Below are 14,622 nucleotides of genomic sequence, written 5' to 3'. Positions count from 1 at the left end.
CTCATGCCACATCCACCGTTTTGCCCGGCCAGATCGCTGACACAGCTGCCATTGCTTCAGCTCTGAGCATGGCTGCGCCCACCATCGAAAACGGGTGATAGCCTGGCACGCTCACCATCCAGCACGCCTTGGGCCCATGGCTGGCCAAGTGCTCATCACACAAGCGGTTGGCATCAGCCGCAGCCGAGCACGCCCCGCCAATCGGTCTGCTCTGCCAGATGGCCTGATACCGATCACCTTGCTTCTCGATTTGATACCCCTCAATGCTCTCGACGAGCGTGGGGCTCAATTTGCGCCATTTCATGCCGGGCTACTCCGACCTATACCCAACCTTGCCAGCAGCGCCTGGCGAGCCTCTGCGCCGTCCTGTGGAATGCCCTGGGCCTTGATCCGATGACGCAGTTGCTGCTCGGCCTGCTCTTGTGCCCGATCGGCAGCGGACTTCTGGCTGTCATGGCTGATACCGGTCAGGACCTGGCCGTCCAGTGGCTCGCCGTTTTCTAGGCGACGCAGCACGATGGCGTAGTTGCGCTCGAACTGGGCGAACAGGGCCTTGTTGTCATGTCGAGATCGACGCAGATCGTACGTGCCGGTCAACCTGGCGGCGACCCGAACCGCATCGTGTTCATACCGACCTGCCAACGCCTGTCCCCATGCCCCTCGCGCATCAGGCAACCCATCGACACGCCGGCATAGCTGGATGAATTCCTTCAGGCTCGGAGGGAAATCCGCATCCAGCACCATGCGCTGCAAGCCACGATCGACCTGCGCATCGGTCAACGGGCGAACCCCGGTGATCCAAATGCGTTTCGCCAGGCGCTCAGCCTGCTCGTGCCCATAGTGCTTCTCGTACCAAGCTGGATAGCTGGTCTTCAGCGTCGCGAAAACCCGCTTCACAGCACGGCGAGCCTTTGCATCCAGATCGATCACCCCCTCGCGCACAGGTTCACCAGTTTCACCAGTTGTCGTCGTTGAGGATGTCGACAGCGTTTCGTGTACGCCACGCAGGAGTTCGTCCACGGGTTCCATGGTTCTGACCCTCAGTTTGTTGGTAGCGATGGGTGTATTTCAGTTGCTGGGCCAGTTGGTGTTCCCATTGGGCCTGGCTCTGATGCTTCTCTGGACGTGCGATCCAGTAGCTCCGGAACTCGAGCAGCTGATCGGGATGGAATCGCTGATTCGCGAGCCCGTTGCGGAACAGCACTGCGGTGAAGGTTTCGCGGTCCGGTTCCCAGTTGTCATGCATCGGGAAGCGCCGGGCGACAGCGAAGTCCTCGCGCGCGTTGTGCGCTGTAGGATTATCTTTACCGGATACCGGAAGTAGGTTGCTGCTCGCCGAAAGCTCCGGTTCTTGCTCTGGTTGCAGCTCGGCTGCTAATTCGCTGCAAGCCGCGCCGCTACTAGGCTGCAATGGATTACCCGCCGGTTGTTGCTGCGGTTGCTGTTCTGGTTGTAGCTCGGTTGTAGCTGTTTTGGACGGACTATCCCTGCGAGCGTGCGGAAACTCGAAAACCAAGTTGCCGATCGACACCAATAGGCCCAGCTTTTCCAGCCTGCGAATGGCTGATCGGTACATCTCGCGAGTGATCGGCTTCGGCTTCGCTCGCCCGGGTATCGGATCGACCGTGAACCCCTCCCGCAGCACCGTCTCGTTGAGCAGCGTCTTGTGCCCAGCGATACCCGTGGCGAAATCCATGCGGCGCTTGAGCGCGCAGTAGAGTTTCAGCAACTCGGCAGGCTCCCCGGCCAGCAGCTCCCACTCGGTGTCGCCGATCCGGATCGCTGGCATCAGCCCACCCATCGAATGGCTTGCAGCAACTCGCCCGCAGCCTTCATCAGGGCCAGCAGCAGCGGCTCCAGCGCGCGGCGCTCATCTGCACAGAAGCGGCCATCCTTCGCCGCCTCGGAGCCAACGCCCAGTAACTCGGACGCCGACGACACCAGCGACAGGAACAGACGCACGGCCTCAGCCGGCTCGCGTTCCTCCAGCTCAAAATCCATTGGCACCTGGCCAACAACCTGCGCGAGGGCGAACACCGTGCGCCGCGCCTGGGCCACAACGATGATTTCGAGGATCACCCCGAACGACGGCGGCGGCGCCTCGTGGTCCGGGTTGATCCCATTGGCCAGGGTGTTCCCGTTCATGCCCATGGCCTGGGCCAGGGCGCGGATGCCGCCGGGAAACTCCTTGGCATCGGCCTGGAGCGCCAGGAACAGCGCGCGGTGAACTTGCTTGACGGGTCTACGCATGACGAATGGCTCTCCGGATTCGCCTACCGCCGGAATCGGGCCGGGCGAATACTGGCTGGGCGGCCATGGTCATATCAGGCCACCGCCTTCTTGGAAGAGGCCTTCAGTGCGCCATTGGTTAGCCGCTCCAACTGGAACTGCCGTAGCTCTGGAATGACCGAGCCCCACATAGTCACAGCGCTCGGGCTGATACCAAGCGCTTCGGCGAGCTTCTTCTTCGATCCGAAATAGGCTGTAGCGTCTGTCGTTTTCATATGGACTCCTCATGGATCGAGAAGATTTCAGCATACTGAAATTTGAGAGTCAACGAATGTCTTCAGCATACTGCATGCTTAAGTTAAGCAATCTTAGTATTGGGCGCATGGAACGGCATGAACGAATCGCCATGGCCATTGAGGCCAGTGGAAAGAAAAAAGGCCAGATCGCCGCCGAATGCGGGGTTGCGAACTCGGCCGTAACTCAGTGGATAAAAGGCGAAAGCAAGAGCCTCAAGCTCGAAAATCTTTATTCCCTTTCAGAAGCGACAGGCTTCAATGCCGAATGGCTGGCGACAGGTAATGGACCCGAACGACTGCGGCAATGCGAAAGCAACGTCGAGCCCGGACCGCCCATCACTAGCCCATGGCGAGCTATCAAAATCGTCGGAACTGCTCAGATGGGAACCGAGGGATACTGGCATGGCCTTGATAGCGCAGAAGGCTATATCGACCTACCGTCCAGGGATGCCGACGCCTACGCTCTGCGCTTGAAGGGTGACTCCATGTCGCCGGCTATCAAGTCGGGCTGGATAGCGATATGCGAACCGAGTCACGACCTGGTGCCGCTGGAATACGTGATGATCAGGCTCCGCGATGGCGAAAGCATGGTGAAGGAATTGCTGCGAGCGACCGACGAGGACGTCACCGTCCAGTCGGTGAACGATGCCTATGGCCGCCGAACGATTCCTATTGAGCAGATCGAAACCATGCACTACGTCGCCGCAATTGTGGCGCCGAGCAAGATCAAGCTCTGAGCATCTGGCGCAGCGGAGAGATGTAACCAAGCGTCACAATCAAAAAAGGAAACCCCATGCGATTCAAGCTGTTCGCAGCCCTACTGCTATCTATCTCTGCCCCGCTTGCCCAGGCATTACAGACGGACATTCAACCGCCCAGAACATTTGTCGAGGCTAAAAAGGTCGCGTGGAAAATTTACGCAGAGCGGCCAACGGACTTCTATTGCGGTTGCAAGTACGAAGGAAACCGCATTGATCTGAAAAGCTGCGGCTATACCCCGCGCAAAAATGCAAACCGCGCCGGCAGGGTTGAATGGGAACACATCGTGCCGGCCTGGGTAATCGGTAACCAGCGCCAGTGCTGGCAGAAAGGCGGGCGCAAGAACTGTACGGCCAGCGATCCGGTATTCAGCGCAGCCGAGGCCGATTTGCACAACCTGGTTCCGAGCATTGGCGAGGTGAACGGGGACCGCTCGAACATGGCATTGGGTATGAGTACGGAGAAACCCACTCAGTACGGCCAGTGCAAGACGGTCGTGGATTTTAAAGGCGATGTGACAATGCCTCGTGAAGAAGTGCGCGGCGCTGCTGCACGCGTCTATCTCTACATGGCCGACCGTTACAAGCTGCGACTGTCCTCGCAGGATCGCAAGACCTACGAAGCCTGGAACCGCATGTATCCGGTCAACGAGTGGGAACAATGGCGGAATCAGAAAACAGCCTGCGCAATGGGCTGGGGGAATAACTACGTCGGCAAAGTCGATCTGTCTCGGTGCTCTGGAACCACAGGCAAGAGCAAGGCCCTCTCCTCCGCTGCATCTGGCGCCACGACTCCCGTCCTGGCCACATCATCGACCAGCAGCCCATACAGTTGCTCGCCCAGGAAAACGTGCGGGCAGATGACCTCATGCGCCGAGGCACGCTACCGGCTGGAACAGTGCGGCGACCACAGAATCGACGGAGATAATGACGGCACGCCGTGTGAGGCGTTGTGCAAGTAATCGGCATGGGCAGCAACCAGCGCACAGATTCACAACCCAGAAACACGTAAAGTCCACGGAAACGGAAACCACATGCAAGGAGGCAATATGGGCAATCTCGTGCTCACCCGCCACGTCGGCGAAAAAATCTACCTCAAGCTTAACGTCACCCTCGATACCGATATTGAGGACGTGATCCGAAAGCTCGTGCATGAAGGAATCACGATCAACGTCAAAGACATCCATAACGGCAGAGCTGCGATAGGCATCGAGGCGCCACGAGAGGTGCGAGTGCTGAGGGCGGAGCTAGTGGATGAGTAACTAGTGCGCCAAGGCTCCCGTTTCATCAGTGCAAAATAGCTGAATAGATAGAGCACGGCATGAAGCACTCTCAAAATAAAAAGTAGCTAACTACTAATTTCACCTTTTAAATAAATATTTAAGTTTCTGGCCTTTTACAGATATTTAGTTTACCCAGGGGAGTAGCATGACCAAGGTTGTAGAGGAAAAATTTTCAATCTCGTATGATGCAGATGAAGGCGACTTAAATAACCATGAGATTGGTGCCTTGGCATTAGGTAGATCGATTCTTGGCGTTAACGACGCGGTTTCGCAAGCTAATGCATTGATAAATAAAGGCGCAGAAGTAAAGTTAAAAGTTTCGGCACCTGTTCGAGAAGGCTCGATTATAGTTGACTTTCTGCTTTTGGCGAGCACTCCTAATGCCCTCGCATTACTGAAGTATCTGGGATTTTCAGGCGCAGTAGGCGCTGTAGCTGGAGGTTCTCTGATAGAAGTAGTGCAGAAACTAAAAAATCGAAAGGTTGCTAAGGTCACTATTGAAGCGGAATCGAACGTGGCAGTAATAGAAGTCGACGGCGAAAAAATAGAATGCGACAAATATGTAGCCCAGCTTGCCGTCGATAAGAAGGTAAGAGATTCACTACATAACGTTATCCAAGCACCAATCTCGGGAAAAAAGAACGCTAAGTTCAAGGTCCTGAACGAACAGGAAATCGAAGTTTTGGTGATTGACGAAGCTGTTGCACATAGTTTTTCGCCGTTACCTGTAGGCTCTCTTGAATCGGAAGAAATAACTAAAGAAACGACGACTGTTTACTTTGTACAAGTTAACTTCAACTCAAAACGTGGGTGGCGTATAAAGTTAGCAGACGGACAAGAATATGCTGTTGAGCTTAATGATAATAAGTTTATGGCGAATGTTAATCAGAATAAACAGACCTTCTCAAAAGAAGATCTTTTCGAAGTTATCTTAGAAAAAAGATCTCTCTACAGACAAACTCGCTCATCGTATCAATATACAGTTGTTGAAGTTACAAATCATTTTACTGATAAGGATCGCCGACTTGTTTGAGGTGGCCTATGTATGTAAACGAAAACTTCGCTGAAGCGCTGCTTTACATAGCTTTAATGATCGTTACGCCGGCTCTCTGGAAAATGAGTCGAATACTCTTAAGGTATGTTTTTAACCGCTATATCGCAGCAGACGAAATAGTGGTCGTTTATAAGCGGCGAGGGATGGTGGTAGAGACCAGGCGGATCAAGGCGACTGGTTATGTCGTTGACCAGTTGAAACAGCTGAAGGATAGAGCGTAATGACCGATAATCGGAACACCGCTCCTCAAGGCCTCCAGGCTTCGATTACGGCAGGTATAGGTACTTTTGCAACTGCAAGCTGTATGAAATGGCTACCACCAGAAGATACGCAGTATTGGATTAGTGTATGTACTCTTCTCTCTCCAGTCGTCGGATATTTCGTTGCGAAATTTTTCTGCTCAATCGATGAGCCCGAGGAACTGACGAAGTACAAGGCCTGGCTTAATAAAGACCTAACTAACCAGAAAAAGATACTAAAGGATAAAAATGTCCCAGAGGACGTGAAGAAAGAAGTTAGGCAAAAATACACAGAAACCACGCTCAAGCTTGCATCAGCAAATCAAGATTATTCGCCACGCGGTATTGTAGTTAACGATCCAGACTGACTCATCTCCACATGCAATACGAAGATAACACCCGGCACATTTCATATTAGTCAAACAGCAGTATGGCTTTTCATTTCTGTAATACCTGTGCTTTATGGTAAGCACTCTGCACAGGAGACCAGCCATGCTAGCCACAGACCGGCCTCCCACCCAACCAGAACGCCTGTCTCTGCCATCGAAGAGAAGAGCAGTTTGCCTAGGTTGAACGGTGCGGCTCAACCAATAACGAACATCAATTAGCCTCCACGCGCGGACTTCCTTTTCCGCACCGAACCTTTTCCGCGCCTGGGCGGTCATTCTTTACAGGCTTCGCCTCATATAGGTGAGCAGGCCGGTTGTAAAGGCTTTTCTCGCTCTAAAATTGTTCCCTTTTCAGTTTTAGAGTAGGTCACCCCCAGGCCACACCAAAAAATGCAAAAAATCAATAATTTAACGATACAAGAAAGTGCCTTTTTGTACCTGATAGAACTGTTTTAGCTCGGTTATGCCGTCTTAATGACAGCCTGTCATTATTCTGAAATCACTATCAGTAATTAACGCCTACTTGCTCCCATCAAACACGTTCCCATGATTCTACTTCCCCTACATACACTTTAAAGATGGGGTGCGGAATAGGAGTTTCTGCGGCTTGCAACTTCCGATAAAGCGAAGGGTTGCGAGTTTGCAACTTTCCCAGCAAGTGCTTCCATTCATAAGCCAGCTGCCCCGAGGTAACGCTAAGAGTGATTGATTTGTATGCTGGCCCGATTTTTGTTTTGTCGAAGGAATAACCACGCGTCTCGGCTTCTGCGTAAATGGCCTTCAAGTATACGGAGATAGCCTCAAGAGACGCTGAGTGATTTTTGAAGCGATCCAGTTGTGGGTGATGCTGATAACCCTTCGTGTCTCCACGAAGTACGGCCTGAGCCAAGAGTGTTTCACGCCATAAGGCCACTAGACCTTGTCGATCAAGATACTGAGGGTGTAACGACCAGAGCCGCATATTAAGGTCCCATACTTGTTAGCTGGAGAGCTTACCAAAAGAGGCTTGGCCCGTTCTCCAGAGCGGGCTTTTTTTTGTCTGATCTGAAATTTTCTTGTTTTCTTACAAGATAGCGCTAGATTTCAAATGCAGCTCAGGATGACGCTGCTCTTCGTGGACCAACTCCAAGCCCGCTCACTGATTCATGTACTTACTGAGCGGGCTTTTCTTTGTTCCGAAACTGTAACTTCTATCATCTAAACTGAGCGAACCGACAGAAAAGTCGGGTATGTAATAGCGATCATTTTCCCGCTCGAATCACGCTCCGAGCGGGCTTTTTTTTGCCTGACGATTCGCGACTCAGGCGTGTGCCTCTCTATCCAATGCCTCAATGACCCACTGGTTCAGGCTTTTACCTTCAGCTGCGGCCGCGATAGCAATATCCGCATGCAGCTCAGGTGGAACCCTCACATTGAATTTACCAGAGAAGCTTTTTTGCGCTTCCACACCATCTTCGGCGCACATCTCCAGGAATACCCGTAACGATGTCGCCCCTTCCCGCTTCAGACCTTCAATGTCGGCTGCATAAAAATCAGCCCCACCGTTCAGTCCAAGAAACTCGCCGCGAAACATCTCGATCTCGGGACCGTATTGGATTACGGCCTGGTAGCCGTCGATAACCATAATGTTCTTCATGGCTTCACCCCATTTGAATTCAACCACTCACGTATTGCCGCCACCGCGCCCTTGTCCGTATTGGGCGAAGGATGAGGACGGTGAAACACCCGACGGTCGCCGAATAACCGCACCCCGACGCGCGCCCCCTCGCGTTCGCTGATCTCGGCGCCAAGCTCGACCAAGAGCGCCTCGATATCCCGCCATTGGATATTGCTGCTGACTGGGCGAGAAAAGATCAGCTCAAGGGTTTTCTGGTGCTTTCGTTTCATGGAAAAATAGTACTAAATTAAAGTACTAAATTAAAGTGTTTCGCCGCATGGCTTGTGCCCGGAATCTTCCCTATCTTCCTGACACGGTGCGCGGCAAGCCTCGCCCTTCGGGCGTCAGCGAGAGGGAGGGGAGGATGTCAAACGTCATTCTTCCTTAAGCGGATTTAAGCCCGGTTTTTCTTCCTTTTGGAATCACTCGCCCGTCTCCTGCACTACCTGCATCCTTCAGATGCGATCTTCTGACCTTCGCCTGTCCCGCAAAGCGTGACCTGGCTCATAGCCACACTTCTTTTCTATTCCTACCGTGCATAGAAATAGTAAAGGAGGTTGCTATGTCTCGCTCTATCGCCCGCAGTATCACAGCCCTATGGCAGGTATCAAGCTACGATCGCATGGTGCGCAGGATCAACGGACAGCTCTCGAATCTGTGCGCCCACAACACAACGCAGGCTAGTATCCAGCGGTTACCCGGCGAACGTGATGACGACTGGGAGCGACTGCTTGATGAGTTGCGCATCGCTGACAACGTCGCGGTGGAAGCCGGTAGGGACTGCGCGCACCTGAGCTGGGGAGAGTCCGAAAACGAATAGCCAAACACGAAAATGAGCCCGCCGAGTGCGGGCTTTTTGTTGCCCACTGAAAATAAAATTCAGCATTCTTAAAAATACTCTTGACCATAAATTTCAGCTTGCTTAAATTAACCTCATCGCCGCAACACAACGCGATGGGCCCCAGGGCCTCGGGCGACCGAAACGCTCTTTAGAAATTCGACGTGACCCAGCGACTTACCGGGATTCCGGTGGCAACCAAGCTAAACAGTCGCCCATGCAGGCTCTGGAACCTGCCGTGCTCCCACATGCGAGCACGCGAAGTTGCGCAGCCACCCGATGCGACGCCAGTAGCGGCAGCGGGCAGAGGTGGGGAAACCCGGCAGATGCGCAGCGAGATTGACCGGTGAAAACCGGAACAGCCCAGCCGGAGAGTGGCGAATAACGCCGGCCAGCAACACCGACGAATCACTGATGCGCCCGATCGCCCGGGCGCAAGGGGATGAAATAGCGGGCTTGGCCGAATGGCTCAGGCACCAGCCTTCCAAGCTGGTTATGCGGGTTCGATCCCCGCAGCCCGCTCCAATCGAGACAGCCTGGATAGACAGGCCCGATGGCTTCGCAAGAGGCTGCATCGGAAAGAGCGCGGGACAGCAAAAAAGACTGCTCCAGTGGCAACAGAGGAAACCCGGTCCTCGCCGCCTTTGAGTTGGAGATACCGCTCTTTTTCCGATGCAGGAATGCGCAGGCTCACGCCAGCCGCCACGACGGGCGGCACATCGCCTAAAAGTTTGATCGATATCAAATATATTTTGTTACCTCAGGTTAAAACCTGAGCATCAAAATATAGGTGATTTATGGAATCAAATAATGATGACGAAGAAGAGAGGAAAATTGAAGATATAGCCATAGCAATTTTGCTGATTCTGATATCAATTACGAGTCTCTGGATATTTGTAGAACTTTGGCCGTATTGAGCAAATACAAATTTCAGTTTAATTGGCGAAGAAACACCCTTCCCCCCAGCAATTCTGCTGAAGACCCCGACGCCTAATCCCGATTGCAAATGACCTCCCTGCACGCCAGGGCGGCATGGATTCCTTTTGCCCGGAGATAACCAACCATGGAAACCCTCATCAACTTCGCCTTCTGGCTGTACGTCGGATTGGCTGCCATCGCTATTTCCGCTGGTTTTTACTTCGACGCCTACGAGCGCGGCCACGCTGATGGCTACGACGAAGGCTTCGATGCCGCCAAGAACGTGAATCGGAGCATCACCGAACGCGATGCCTCTCTGCTCATGAGTCAGGAGGATGTCCAATGAACGCCAGTTGCCCTGTGTCTGCCGACCTGGAGCACCGCCTCAATCAGATCGATCGTGAAAACGACCTCGAATCCCTGCAAGAGCGCATCGCCAGCGATATCTCAGAAGGCGATCCGAAGACCTGCAACGCCTTCGCCGATTTCTGCGCCAACGAGCTCAACGGCAGTCTGATCTATGCGTTTTGCCTCGCTCGCATCCAGGCGGATGACGGCCTGCTGAAGCAGACCCTGGACGAGCTCGACACCTGCATCGAAACGTACCGTGAAAAGTTTATCGATGCTGAAACGGGCTTGGCCTTGGCTGCGTACAAAGAAGATGCCGAAGCACGCTGGGAGGCCATTCATTTTGAATGACGAAAAGTGCATGACGTTGATCATCACATCAACCTGGAAACAGCTCATCGAGGCCCTGCAATACGCGGGGCTTTCTTTTGCTCGCATGCGCCGGTCGCCGGTGCGAATTGGTGGCCGTTGGATCGCAGAGGTGCGGACGTGAACGTCGTCACCGTGCGGGCCTCATCCTGGGCTGGATTGTTCGACTGCGGATTCAAGTGGCAAGGCATCCACCTGCTGGGTATCAAATCACCCAGCAGTCCCCGCGCCTTGCTCGGCACCGCCATCCATGCCAGCACCGCCGCATTCGATGCCGCCCGGGTCGAGGGCTATGAGCTGTCGGCATTCGATGCGGCCGAGTACCTGGTGCAGACACTCCAGCATCCCGAGTTCGATGTGGACTGGCGCGGCGCCGACATCACCCCACGCGAGGCCGAGGCCACCGGCCTGACCCTGCATACCCGCTATTGCAACGAGATCAGCCCGCGCTATGAATTCGTGGCAGTCGAACTGGAAACCAAACCGCTGGAGATCGACTGCGGCGGCGGAACCATCGTCCGCCTCACCGGTACCTTGGATCGCGCCCGCATCAAACGTGGCCATGACGGCATCGGCATCGCTGATGTGAAAACGGGTGGCGCAGCCGTCAGCCAGGGCGTGGCCAAGACCAAAGGCCACCGCCCCCAGGTCGGCACCTACGAGCTGCTCTACGAGCACACAACCGGCCAGGCTTGCACCGCCCCCGCCGAAATCATCGGCCTCAAGACCAAGGGCAAGCCCGAGACCGGCACCGGCGAGATCGTCGGCGCCCGCGAGTTGATGGTGGGCACCGACGAATACCCCGGCCTGATCCAGTTCGCAGCGGACATGTTCCGAACCGGGCTTTTCCCGCCCAATCCCGCCTCGCCACTTTGCTCGGAACGCTACTGCCCACGCTGGTCGGCGTGCCGGTATCGAGATCAATAACCAAGGAAATCCCCATGACTCAAACCCAACCAACCCAGTTGGCCAGCCTCAAGCAAACCGGCAGGATGCAGGCGCGCGATGCAGGCGTCGGCAACGTGAAGAAATTTTTCGAAAGCCAGAAAGGCACCCTCATAGCGGTACTTCCTAAGCACGTCGATGCTGATCGGATGTTGAAGATCGCGCTCGGCGCTATGCGCACCACGCCGAAGCTGATGAACTGCACGGTCGAATCGCTTTTCGGTGCTATCGTCCAATGCTCGCAACTCGGTCTGGAGCCGAACACTCCGCTCGGCCATGCCTACCTGATCCCCTTCGATAACAAGAAGAAGGGAATCACCGAGGTTCAGATCGTATTTGGCTACAAGGGACTGGTGGATCTTTCTCGCCGCTCTGGCCAGATCGTCAGCATCGCCGCCCATGAAGTCTGCACCAATGATCGCTTCGAGTATGAATATGGCCTCGAAGAAAAACTGGTGCACAAGCCAGCGCTCAGTAAGCGTGGAGAAGTGATTGCTTTCTACTCCGTGGCCAAGCTGGTTGGTGGTGGTTACGCCTTCGAGGTCATGAGCCGCGAGCAGGTCGAAGAAATCCGCGACGCCAGCCAGAATTACAAGTTCGCCCGCGACAAGGGCTCCACCGTTTGGGGCCAACACTTTGTCGAGATGGGCCGAAAGACGGTGCTACGTCGCCTGTTCAAGTACTTGCCGGTCAGCATCGAATTGGCAACGGCATCAGCGCTGGACGGCAAAGTCGATCATGACACCCAGGCACTGGACAGCGTATTGAGCGGTGAATTCACGGTGATTGATGACGATGCCCCGCAGGTCGAAGAAGAGCCGGAGCCTCCCGCCCTCACCCACGAGCCCGGCGAAACCATCAACACCCTGACCGGCGAGATCACCCAACCCGAGCCCGAACCGGTAACCCGTCAGGCCAGCACAAAACCATCCCGCACCACTGCACAGCCACAGCCCCAGCCCACCGAGCAGGCTGGCTTTGACGATCTGAGCATGGAGTAACAGCAAAAAGGCAGGAAACCCAGCCTCTTAAATACTGACAAGGCTTTGGTCGATAATGCCTTCTTGATAACCAGAGATATCGTCACAGCCTTTGGCGCAAAACTGGATATCTCTGATCAATTCACGAGGAATCTCGCCGCAGCGATATACTTGACCGGCAACCATTTTAGCTTGCAGCTCATTGGCCTTCAGCTCGTAGAAGTCGCCTAAGCAGACCCAAGTATTTAGAGGGAAACAGCAGCTTCCAGCCGGCAGCAAAAAAGCAGGATAGTAGTTTCCTGATTGGCAACCAAAATCATTGCGATAACGATGACCCTTAGACGTGGTTTTGACTGCAATCAGCGTATGATCGACTTTGCCAATAATGACAAGGTACTTCTCTTTGGTAGAGCCATCGCTAAACACAAATTTCTTGTCTAGTAAAACCTTCCCTGGGTATAGCAATTCAACTCCTTAGGGCTGCCAGCATTTCCTCTCGGTCACGAATTGCTTCAGACATTAACTCGCGGTCCTGAGCCCGTAGAGACATAGTGTAGGGGATTTGCGCCTGGCGCCGACCCTGGACCTCAAAGACCTGATGCCAAGGCAAGTTTTCAAGATGTGTCGCCTCGATCATATCGTCGGCTTGGGTATCTTTGAATTCTTCGGCCAGCGCGTTCATGATCCGTAGTTCACGCTTTGAAAAGTGCTGGCTATTGAAGCTGTCCAACGCATCAATCTTTAGCATCACCCCATTTCTCACTTGGATAGACTCGAAGCTGACCTGATTCGACCACTCGTCACCAGGGCTTTCCATCTCTTCGTAAAGCGCCACAGGAACCGGCCCCATCTTCCAGGCGAAGTAATCCATACCGGTCACCGAGCGGCCCGTCTCCTTGAAATGCGTGAAATCAAGAAAATACAGAAGCTTGCACAGCTTGATTTTTCCAAGCCGCTTAGTGTTTAAAGCGAAAAACTTCACAACTTCAATGAGTTTTTCGCGGTCATGAGAGATAAGCATGGCTGCATCATACCTCGCATTTGTTTTTTGCGACTATGTATAGACTCTCACTTTCGAGAGTTGACGCCCTTCGCTTCCGGTATTACCTTTCTCCGAGCCGCAGCAAAATCTGCGGCCGGGTTTGGCGACCCGGATAGCTATGGCGCACAGCCGCTTCAGCGGTTTTTTTGTGCCCGCGTTATGGCGGGCCGTGCGTGGGAGACCGAAAGGTCTGCCGGGTCCCATAGCCCCGGTTCGCCAACCCGCGCACGGTTCGTCTCCACCTTTTGGCGAAGGTGTGGCGAACTCCATCAGCTATGGAGATCCACCATGTCAAACACTCAACTTGCCACTGTCGATTTTAACGGCCGCGCCCTTACTGTCATCACTAGCCAATCTGGCGAACGACTCGTCGCCATGCGGCCGATCTGCGAAGGCATCGGTCTCGGATGGCAATCACAGTACAACCGAATCCAGCGCGACGAAGTGCTTTCGACCTGCGTAGTCATCATGAATATGCAGATGCCGGGCGACGATCAGCGCCGCGAAATCACCTGCCTCCCACTGGCCTACCTCAACGGCTGGTTGTTCGGCATTGATGTGGCTCGCTGCCGCGAAGAAATCCGTCCCGCTCTGATCCAGTACAAGCGCGAGTGCTATGCCGCGCTGGCCGCTTACTGGCATCAAGGCGAGGCGGTCAACCCGCGCAAGGCTCGCAAGCCTAAGGCTCTACCGGATGGCCTGACCCTCGACCAGCAGACTGCCATCAAGCAGCTGGTCAAAGCCCGCGTCGAATCCGTACCGAAGGACAAGCAGGCCAAGGCGGCAATCACCTGCTGGTCGGCACTGAAATCCAAATTCGGCTGCACGTACAAGAAGATCGATCCTGAGCAGTTCGCCGAGGCAGCAAGCCTGGTGGCGAGGATCGAACTGGAGGGAGAGTTCCTGGGCAAAGAGCCCGAGTCACTCAGAAAGCCGACGTTCGCCGACATCATCGGCCGCCCTGTTACAGCGCCTGATCGCTGGCTTGTGTACGTTGATCGCCAGGGTCGAGAAGTTCATAAGCTCATCCCGTATGACGCCAACATCATGACTCACAAGCAATTGATCAAAGCCATGATGATCGATATTCCGGTTTCGTCCGAAGAGATGTTTGAGTTCGCGATGGCTGCTCTGGCCAACCTCAAGGCCCGTGACGCCTACCAAAGCTCGCGCATCAAAAAAGCTCGCGCTGCCGGCTTGAAAATCTGACCCACCCGGGCGCCGCCCGGCGCCCACCCCCACCCAATACCTAACCTAACCACTCGCCGCTGGCCACC

Annotated in this window: 22 protein-coding genes, 1 tRNA gene and 1 pseudogene; 14 read left to right on the top strand and 10 right to left on the bottom strand. The window is 54.4% G+C overall.

Going from position 1 to position 14,622, the window contains the following annotated elements:
• Position 1 precedes the first annotated feature (1 nt).
• The 5 genes from FHR87_RS10535 to FHR87_RS10515 all read right to left on the bottom strand — a co-directional run bounded on the left by FHR87_RS10535 (position 2) and on the right by FHR87_RS10515 (position 2,504).
• The gene (locus tag FHR87_RS10535) at positions 2-304 is read right to left on the bottom strand and encodes a hypothetical protein (protein ID WP_183166676.1); all 303 of its coding nucleotides are present in this window, start codon (positions 302-304) and stop codon (positions 2-4) included.
• Entirely contained in the window at positions 301-1,029 is a 729-nt protein-coding gene (locus FHR87_RS10530; protein WP_221189812.1) for a replication protein P, read from the bottom strand. Before FHR87_RS10530 ends, FHR87_RS10535 begins: the two co-directional genes overlap by 4 nt.
• Positions 956-1,801 carry a DnaT-like ssDNA-binding domain-containing protein gene (locus FHR87_RS10525; protein WP_183166675.1) on the bottom strand — a complete coding sequence of 282 codons (846 nt, stop codon included), beginning with the start codon at positions 1,799-1,801 and terminating at the stop codon, positions 956-958. Before FHR87_RS10525 ends, FHR87_RS10530 begins: the two co-directional genes overlap by 74 nt.
• Positions 1,789-2,250, bottom strand: coding sequence for a phage regulatory CII family protein (locus tag FHR87_RS10520; RefSeq protein ID WP_183166674.1), 462 nt, complete (start codon positions 2,248-2,250; stop codon positions 1,789-1,791). The genes FHR87_RS10525 and FHR87_RS10520 overlap by 13 nt, the downstream gene beginning before the upstream one ends.
• A gap of 74 nt (positions 2,251-2,324) precedes the next feature.
• On the bottom strand, positions 2,325-2,504 hold the full coding sequence (locus FHR87_RS10515) for a Cro/CI family transcriptional regulator (RefSeq protein WP_183166673.1): 180 nt from the start codon (positions 2,502-2,504) through the stop codon (positions 2,325-2,327).
• Between the two features lie 107 nt (positions 2,505-2,611).
• Here FHR87_RS10515 and FHR87_RS10510 point away from each other — a divergent pair, with 107 nt between their 5' ends.
• The 6 genes and pseudogenes from FHR87_RS10510 (at position 2,612) to FHR87_RS10490 (ending at position 6,227) form a co-directional block, all read left to right on the top strand.
• Positions 2,612-3,262 (top strand): LexA family transcriptional regulator, encoded by a 651-nt coding sequence (locus FHR87_RS10510; RefSeq protein WP_183166721.1) that lies wholly within the window; start codon positions 2,612-2,614, stop codon positions 3,260-3,262.
• Positions 3,263-3,318: 56 nt separating this feature from the next.
• A pseudogene (locus FHR87_RS10505) lies at positions 3,319-4,035 on the top strand (endonuclease); the annotation flags it as partial.
• On the top strand, positions 4,009-4,245 hold the full coding sequence (locus FHR87_RS19475) for an excalibur calcium-binding domain-containing protein (protein ID WP_275944076.1): 237 nt from the start codon (positions 4,009-4,011) through the stop codon (positions 4,243-4,245). The pseudogene FHR87_RS10505 and the gene FHR87_RS19475, both read left to right, overlap by 27 nt.
• 87 nt (positions 4,246-4,332) lie before the next feature.
• Entirely contained in the window at positions 4,333-4,545 is a 213-nt protein-coding gene (locus tag FHR87_RS10500; protein ID WP_183166671.1) for a carbon storage regulator, read from the top strand.
• A 166-nt stretch (positions 4,546-4,711) separates the two neighbouring features.
• Positions 4,712-5,599, top strand: coding sequence for an LAPAL motif-containing putative phage structural protein (locus FHR87_RS10495; RefSeq protein WP_183166670.1), 888 nt, complete (start codon positions 4,712-4,714; stop codon positions 5,597-5,599).
• Between the two features lie 241 nt (positions 5,600-5,840).
• The gene (locus FHR87_RS10490; RefSeq protein ID WP_183166669.1) at positions 5,841-6,227 is read left to right on the top strand and encodes a hypothetical protein; all 387 of its coding nucleotides are present in this window, start codon (positions 5,841-5,843) and stop codon (positions 6,225-6,227) included.
• Positions 6,228-6,780: 553 nt separating this feature from the next.
• Here the strand turns inward: FHR87_RS10490 and FHR87_RS10485 are convergent.
• The 3 genes from FHR87_RS10485 to FHR87_RS10475 all read right to left on the bottom strand — a co-directional run bounded on the left by FHR87_RS10485 (position 6,781) and on the right by FHR87_RS10475 (position 8,135).
• Positions 6,781-7,209: a pyrimidine dimer DNA glycosylase/endonuclease V gene (locus FHR87_RS10485; protein WP_183166668.1), complete on the bottom strand. Its 429-nt coding sequence runs from the start codon at positions 7,207-7,209 to the stop codon at positions 6,781-6,783.
• A 339-nt stretch (positions 7,210-7,548) separates the two neighbouring features.
• Positions 7,549-7,884: a type II toxin-antitoxin system HicB family antitoxin gene (locus tag FHR87_RS10480; protein ID WP_183166667.1), complete on the bottom strand. Its 336-nt coding sequence runs from the start codon at positions 7,882-7,884 to the stop codon at positions 7,549-7,551.
• The gene (locus FHR87_RS10475) at positions 7,881-8,135 is read right to left on the bottom strand and encodes a type II toxin-antitoxin system HicA family toxin (protein ID WP_183166666.1); all 255 of its coding nucleotides are present in this window, start codon (positions 8,133-8,135) and stop codon (positions 7,881-7,883) included. Before FHR87_RS10475 ends, FHR87_RS10480 begins: the two co-directional genes overlap by 4 nt.
• 332 nt (positions 8,136-8,467) lie before the next feature.
• Here FHR87_RS10475 and FHR87_RS10470 point away from each other — a divergent pair, with 332 nt between their 5' ends.
• From FHR87_RS10470 to recT, 7 genes are all read left to right on the top strand, one after another.
• Complete coding sequence (locus tag FHR87_RS10470; RefSeq protein WP_183166665.1) at positions 8,468-8,725, top strand: DUF1654 domain-containing protein; 258 nt, start codon at positions 8,468-8,470, stop codon at positions 8,723-8,725.
• A 468-nt stretch (positions 8,726-9,193) separates the two neighbouring features.
• Positions 9,194-9,268: transfer RNA gene (locus tag FHR87_RS10465), tRNA-Gly, on the top strand.
• 538 nt (positions 9,269-9,806) lie between these two features.
• Positions 9,807-10,007 (top strand): hypothetical protein, encoded by a 201-nt coding sequence (locus FHR87_RS10460; protein WP_183166664.1) that lies wholly within the window; start codon positions 9,807-9,809, stop codon positions 10,005-10,007.
• A 14-nt stretch (positions 10,008-10,021) separates the two neighbouring features.
• Positions 10,022-10,360, top strand: a complete 339-nt coding sequence (locus FHR87_RS10455) for a hypothetical protein (protein ID WP_183166663.1) — start codon at positions 10,022-10,024, stop codon at positions 10,358-10,360.
• A 10-nt stretch (positions 10,361-10,370) separates the two neighbouring features.
• Positions 10,371-10,502 (top strand): hypothetical protein, encoded by a 132-nt coding sequence (locus FHR87_RS19470; protein WP_275944074.1) that lies wholly within the window; start codon positions 10,371-10,373, stop codon positions 10,500-10,502.
• Positions 10,478-11,305, top strand: a complete 828-nt coding sequence (locus FHR87_RS10450) for a RecB family exonuclease (RefSeq protein ID WP_221189811.1) — start codon at positions 10,478-10,480, stop codon at positions 11,303-11,305. The genes FHR87_RS19470 and FHR87_RS10450 overlap by 25 nt, the downstream gene beginning before the upstream one ends.
• A gap of 14 nt (positions 11,306-11,319) precedes the next feature.
• Positions 11,320-12,324: a recombination protein RecT gene (recT, locus tag FHR87_RS10445; RefSeq protein ID WP_183166662.1), complete on the top strand. Its 1,005-nt coding sequence runs from the start codon at positions 11,320-11,322 to the stop codon at positions 12,322-12,324.
• 27 nt (positions 12,325-12,351) lie between these two features.
• Here recT and FHR87_RS10440 read toward each other — a convergent pair whose 3' ends face one another.
• Positions 12,352-12,768: a hypothetical protein gene (locus FHR87_RS10440; RefSeq protein WP_183166661.1), complete on the bottom strand. Its 417-nt coding sequence runs from the start codon at positions 12,766-12,768 to the stop codon at positions 12,352-12,354.
• 1 nt (position 12,769) lies between these two features.
• Positions 12,770-13,324 (bottom strand): Panacea domain-containing protein, encoded by a 555-nt coding sequence (locus FHR87_RS10435; RefSeq protein ID WP_183166660.1) that lies wholly within the window; start codon positions 13,322-13,324, stop codon positions 12,770-12,772.
• A gap of 60 nt (positions 13,325-13,384) precedes the next feature.
• On the opposite strand from FHR87_RS10435, the gene FHR87_RS10430 reads away from it, so the two are divergent.
• Positions 13,385-14,554 (top strand): phage antirepressor N-terminal domain-containing protein, encoded by a 1,170-nt coding sequence (locus FHR87_RS10430; protein WP_183166659.1) that lies wholly within the window; start codon positions 13,385-13,387, stop codon positions 14,552-14,554.
• The last annotated feature ends 68 nt before the right edge of the window (positions 14,555-14,622 follow it).

The organism is Azomonas macrocytogenes (assembly GCF_014191985.1).
Taxonomy (GTDB): domain Bacteria; phylum Pseudomonadota; class Gammaproteobacteria; order Pseudomonadales; family Pseudomonadaceae; genus Azomonas; species Azomonas macrocytogenes.
Note: the sequence above shows the minus strand (reverse complement) of the source record. Positions and strands in the feature narration are given on the sequence as shown.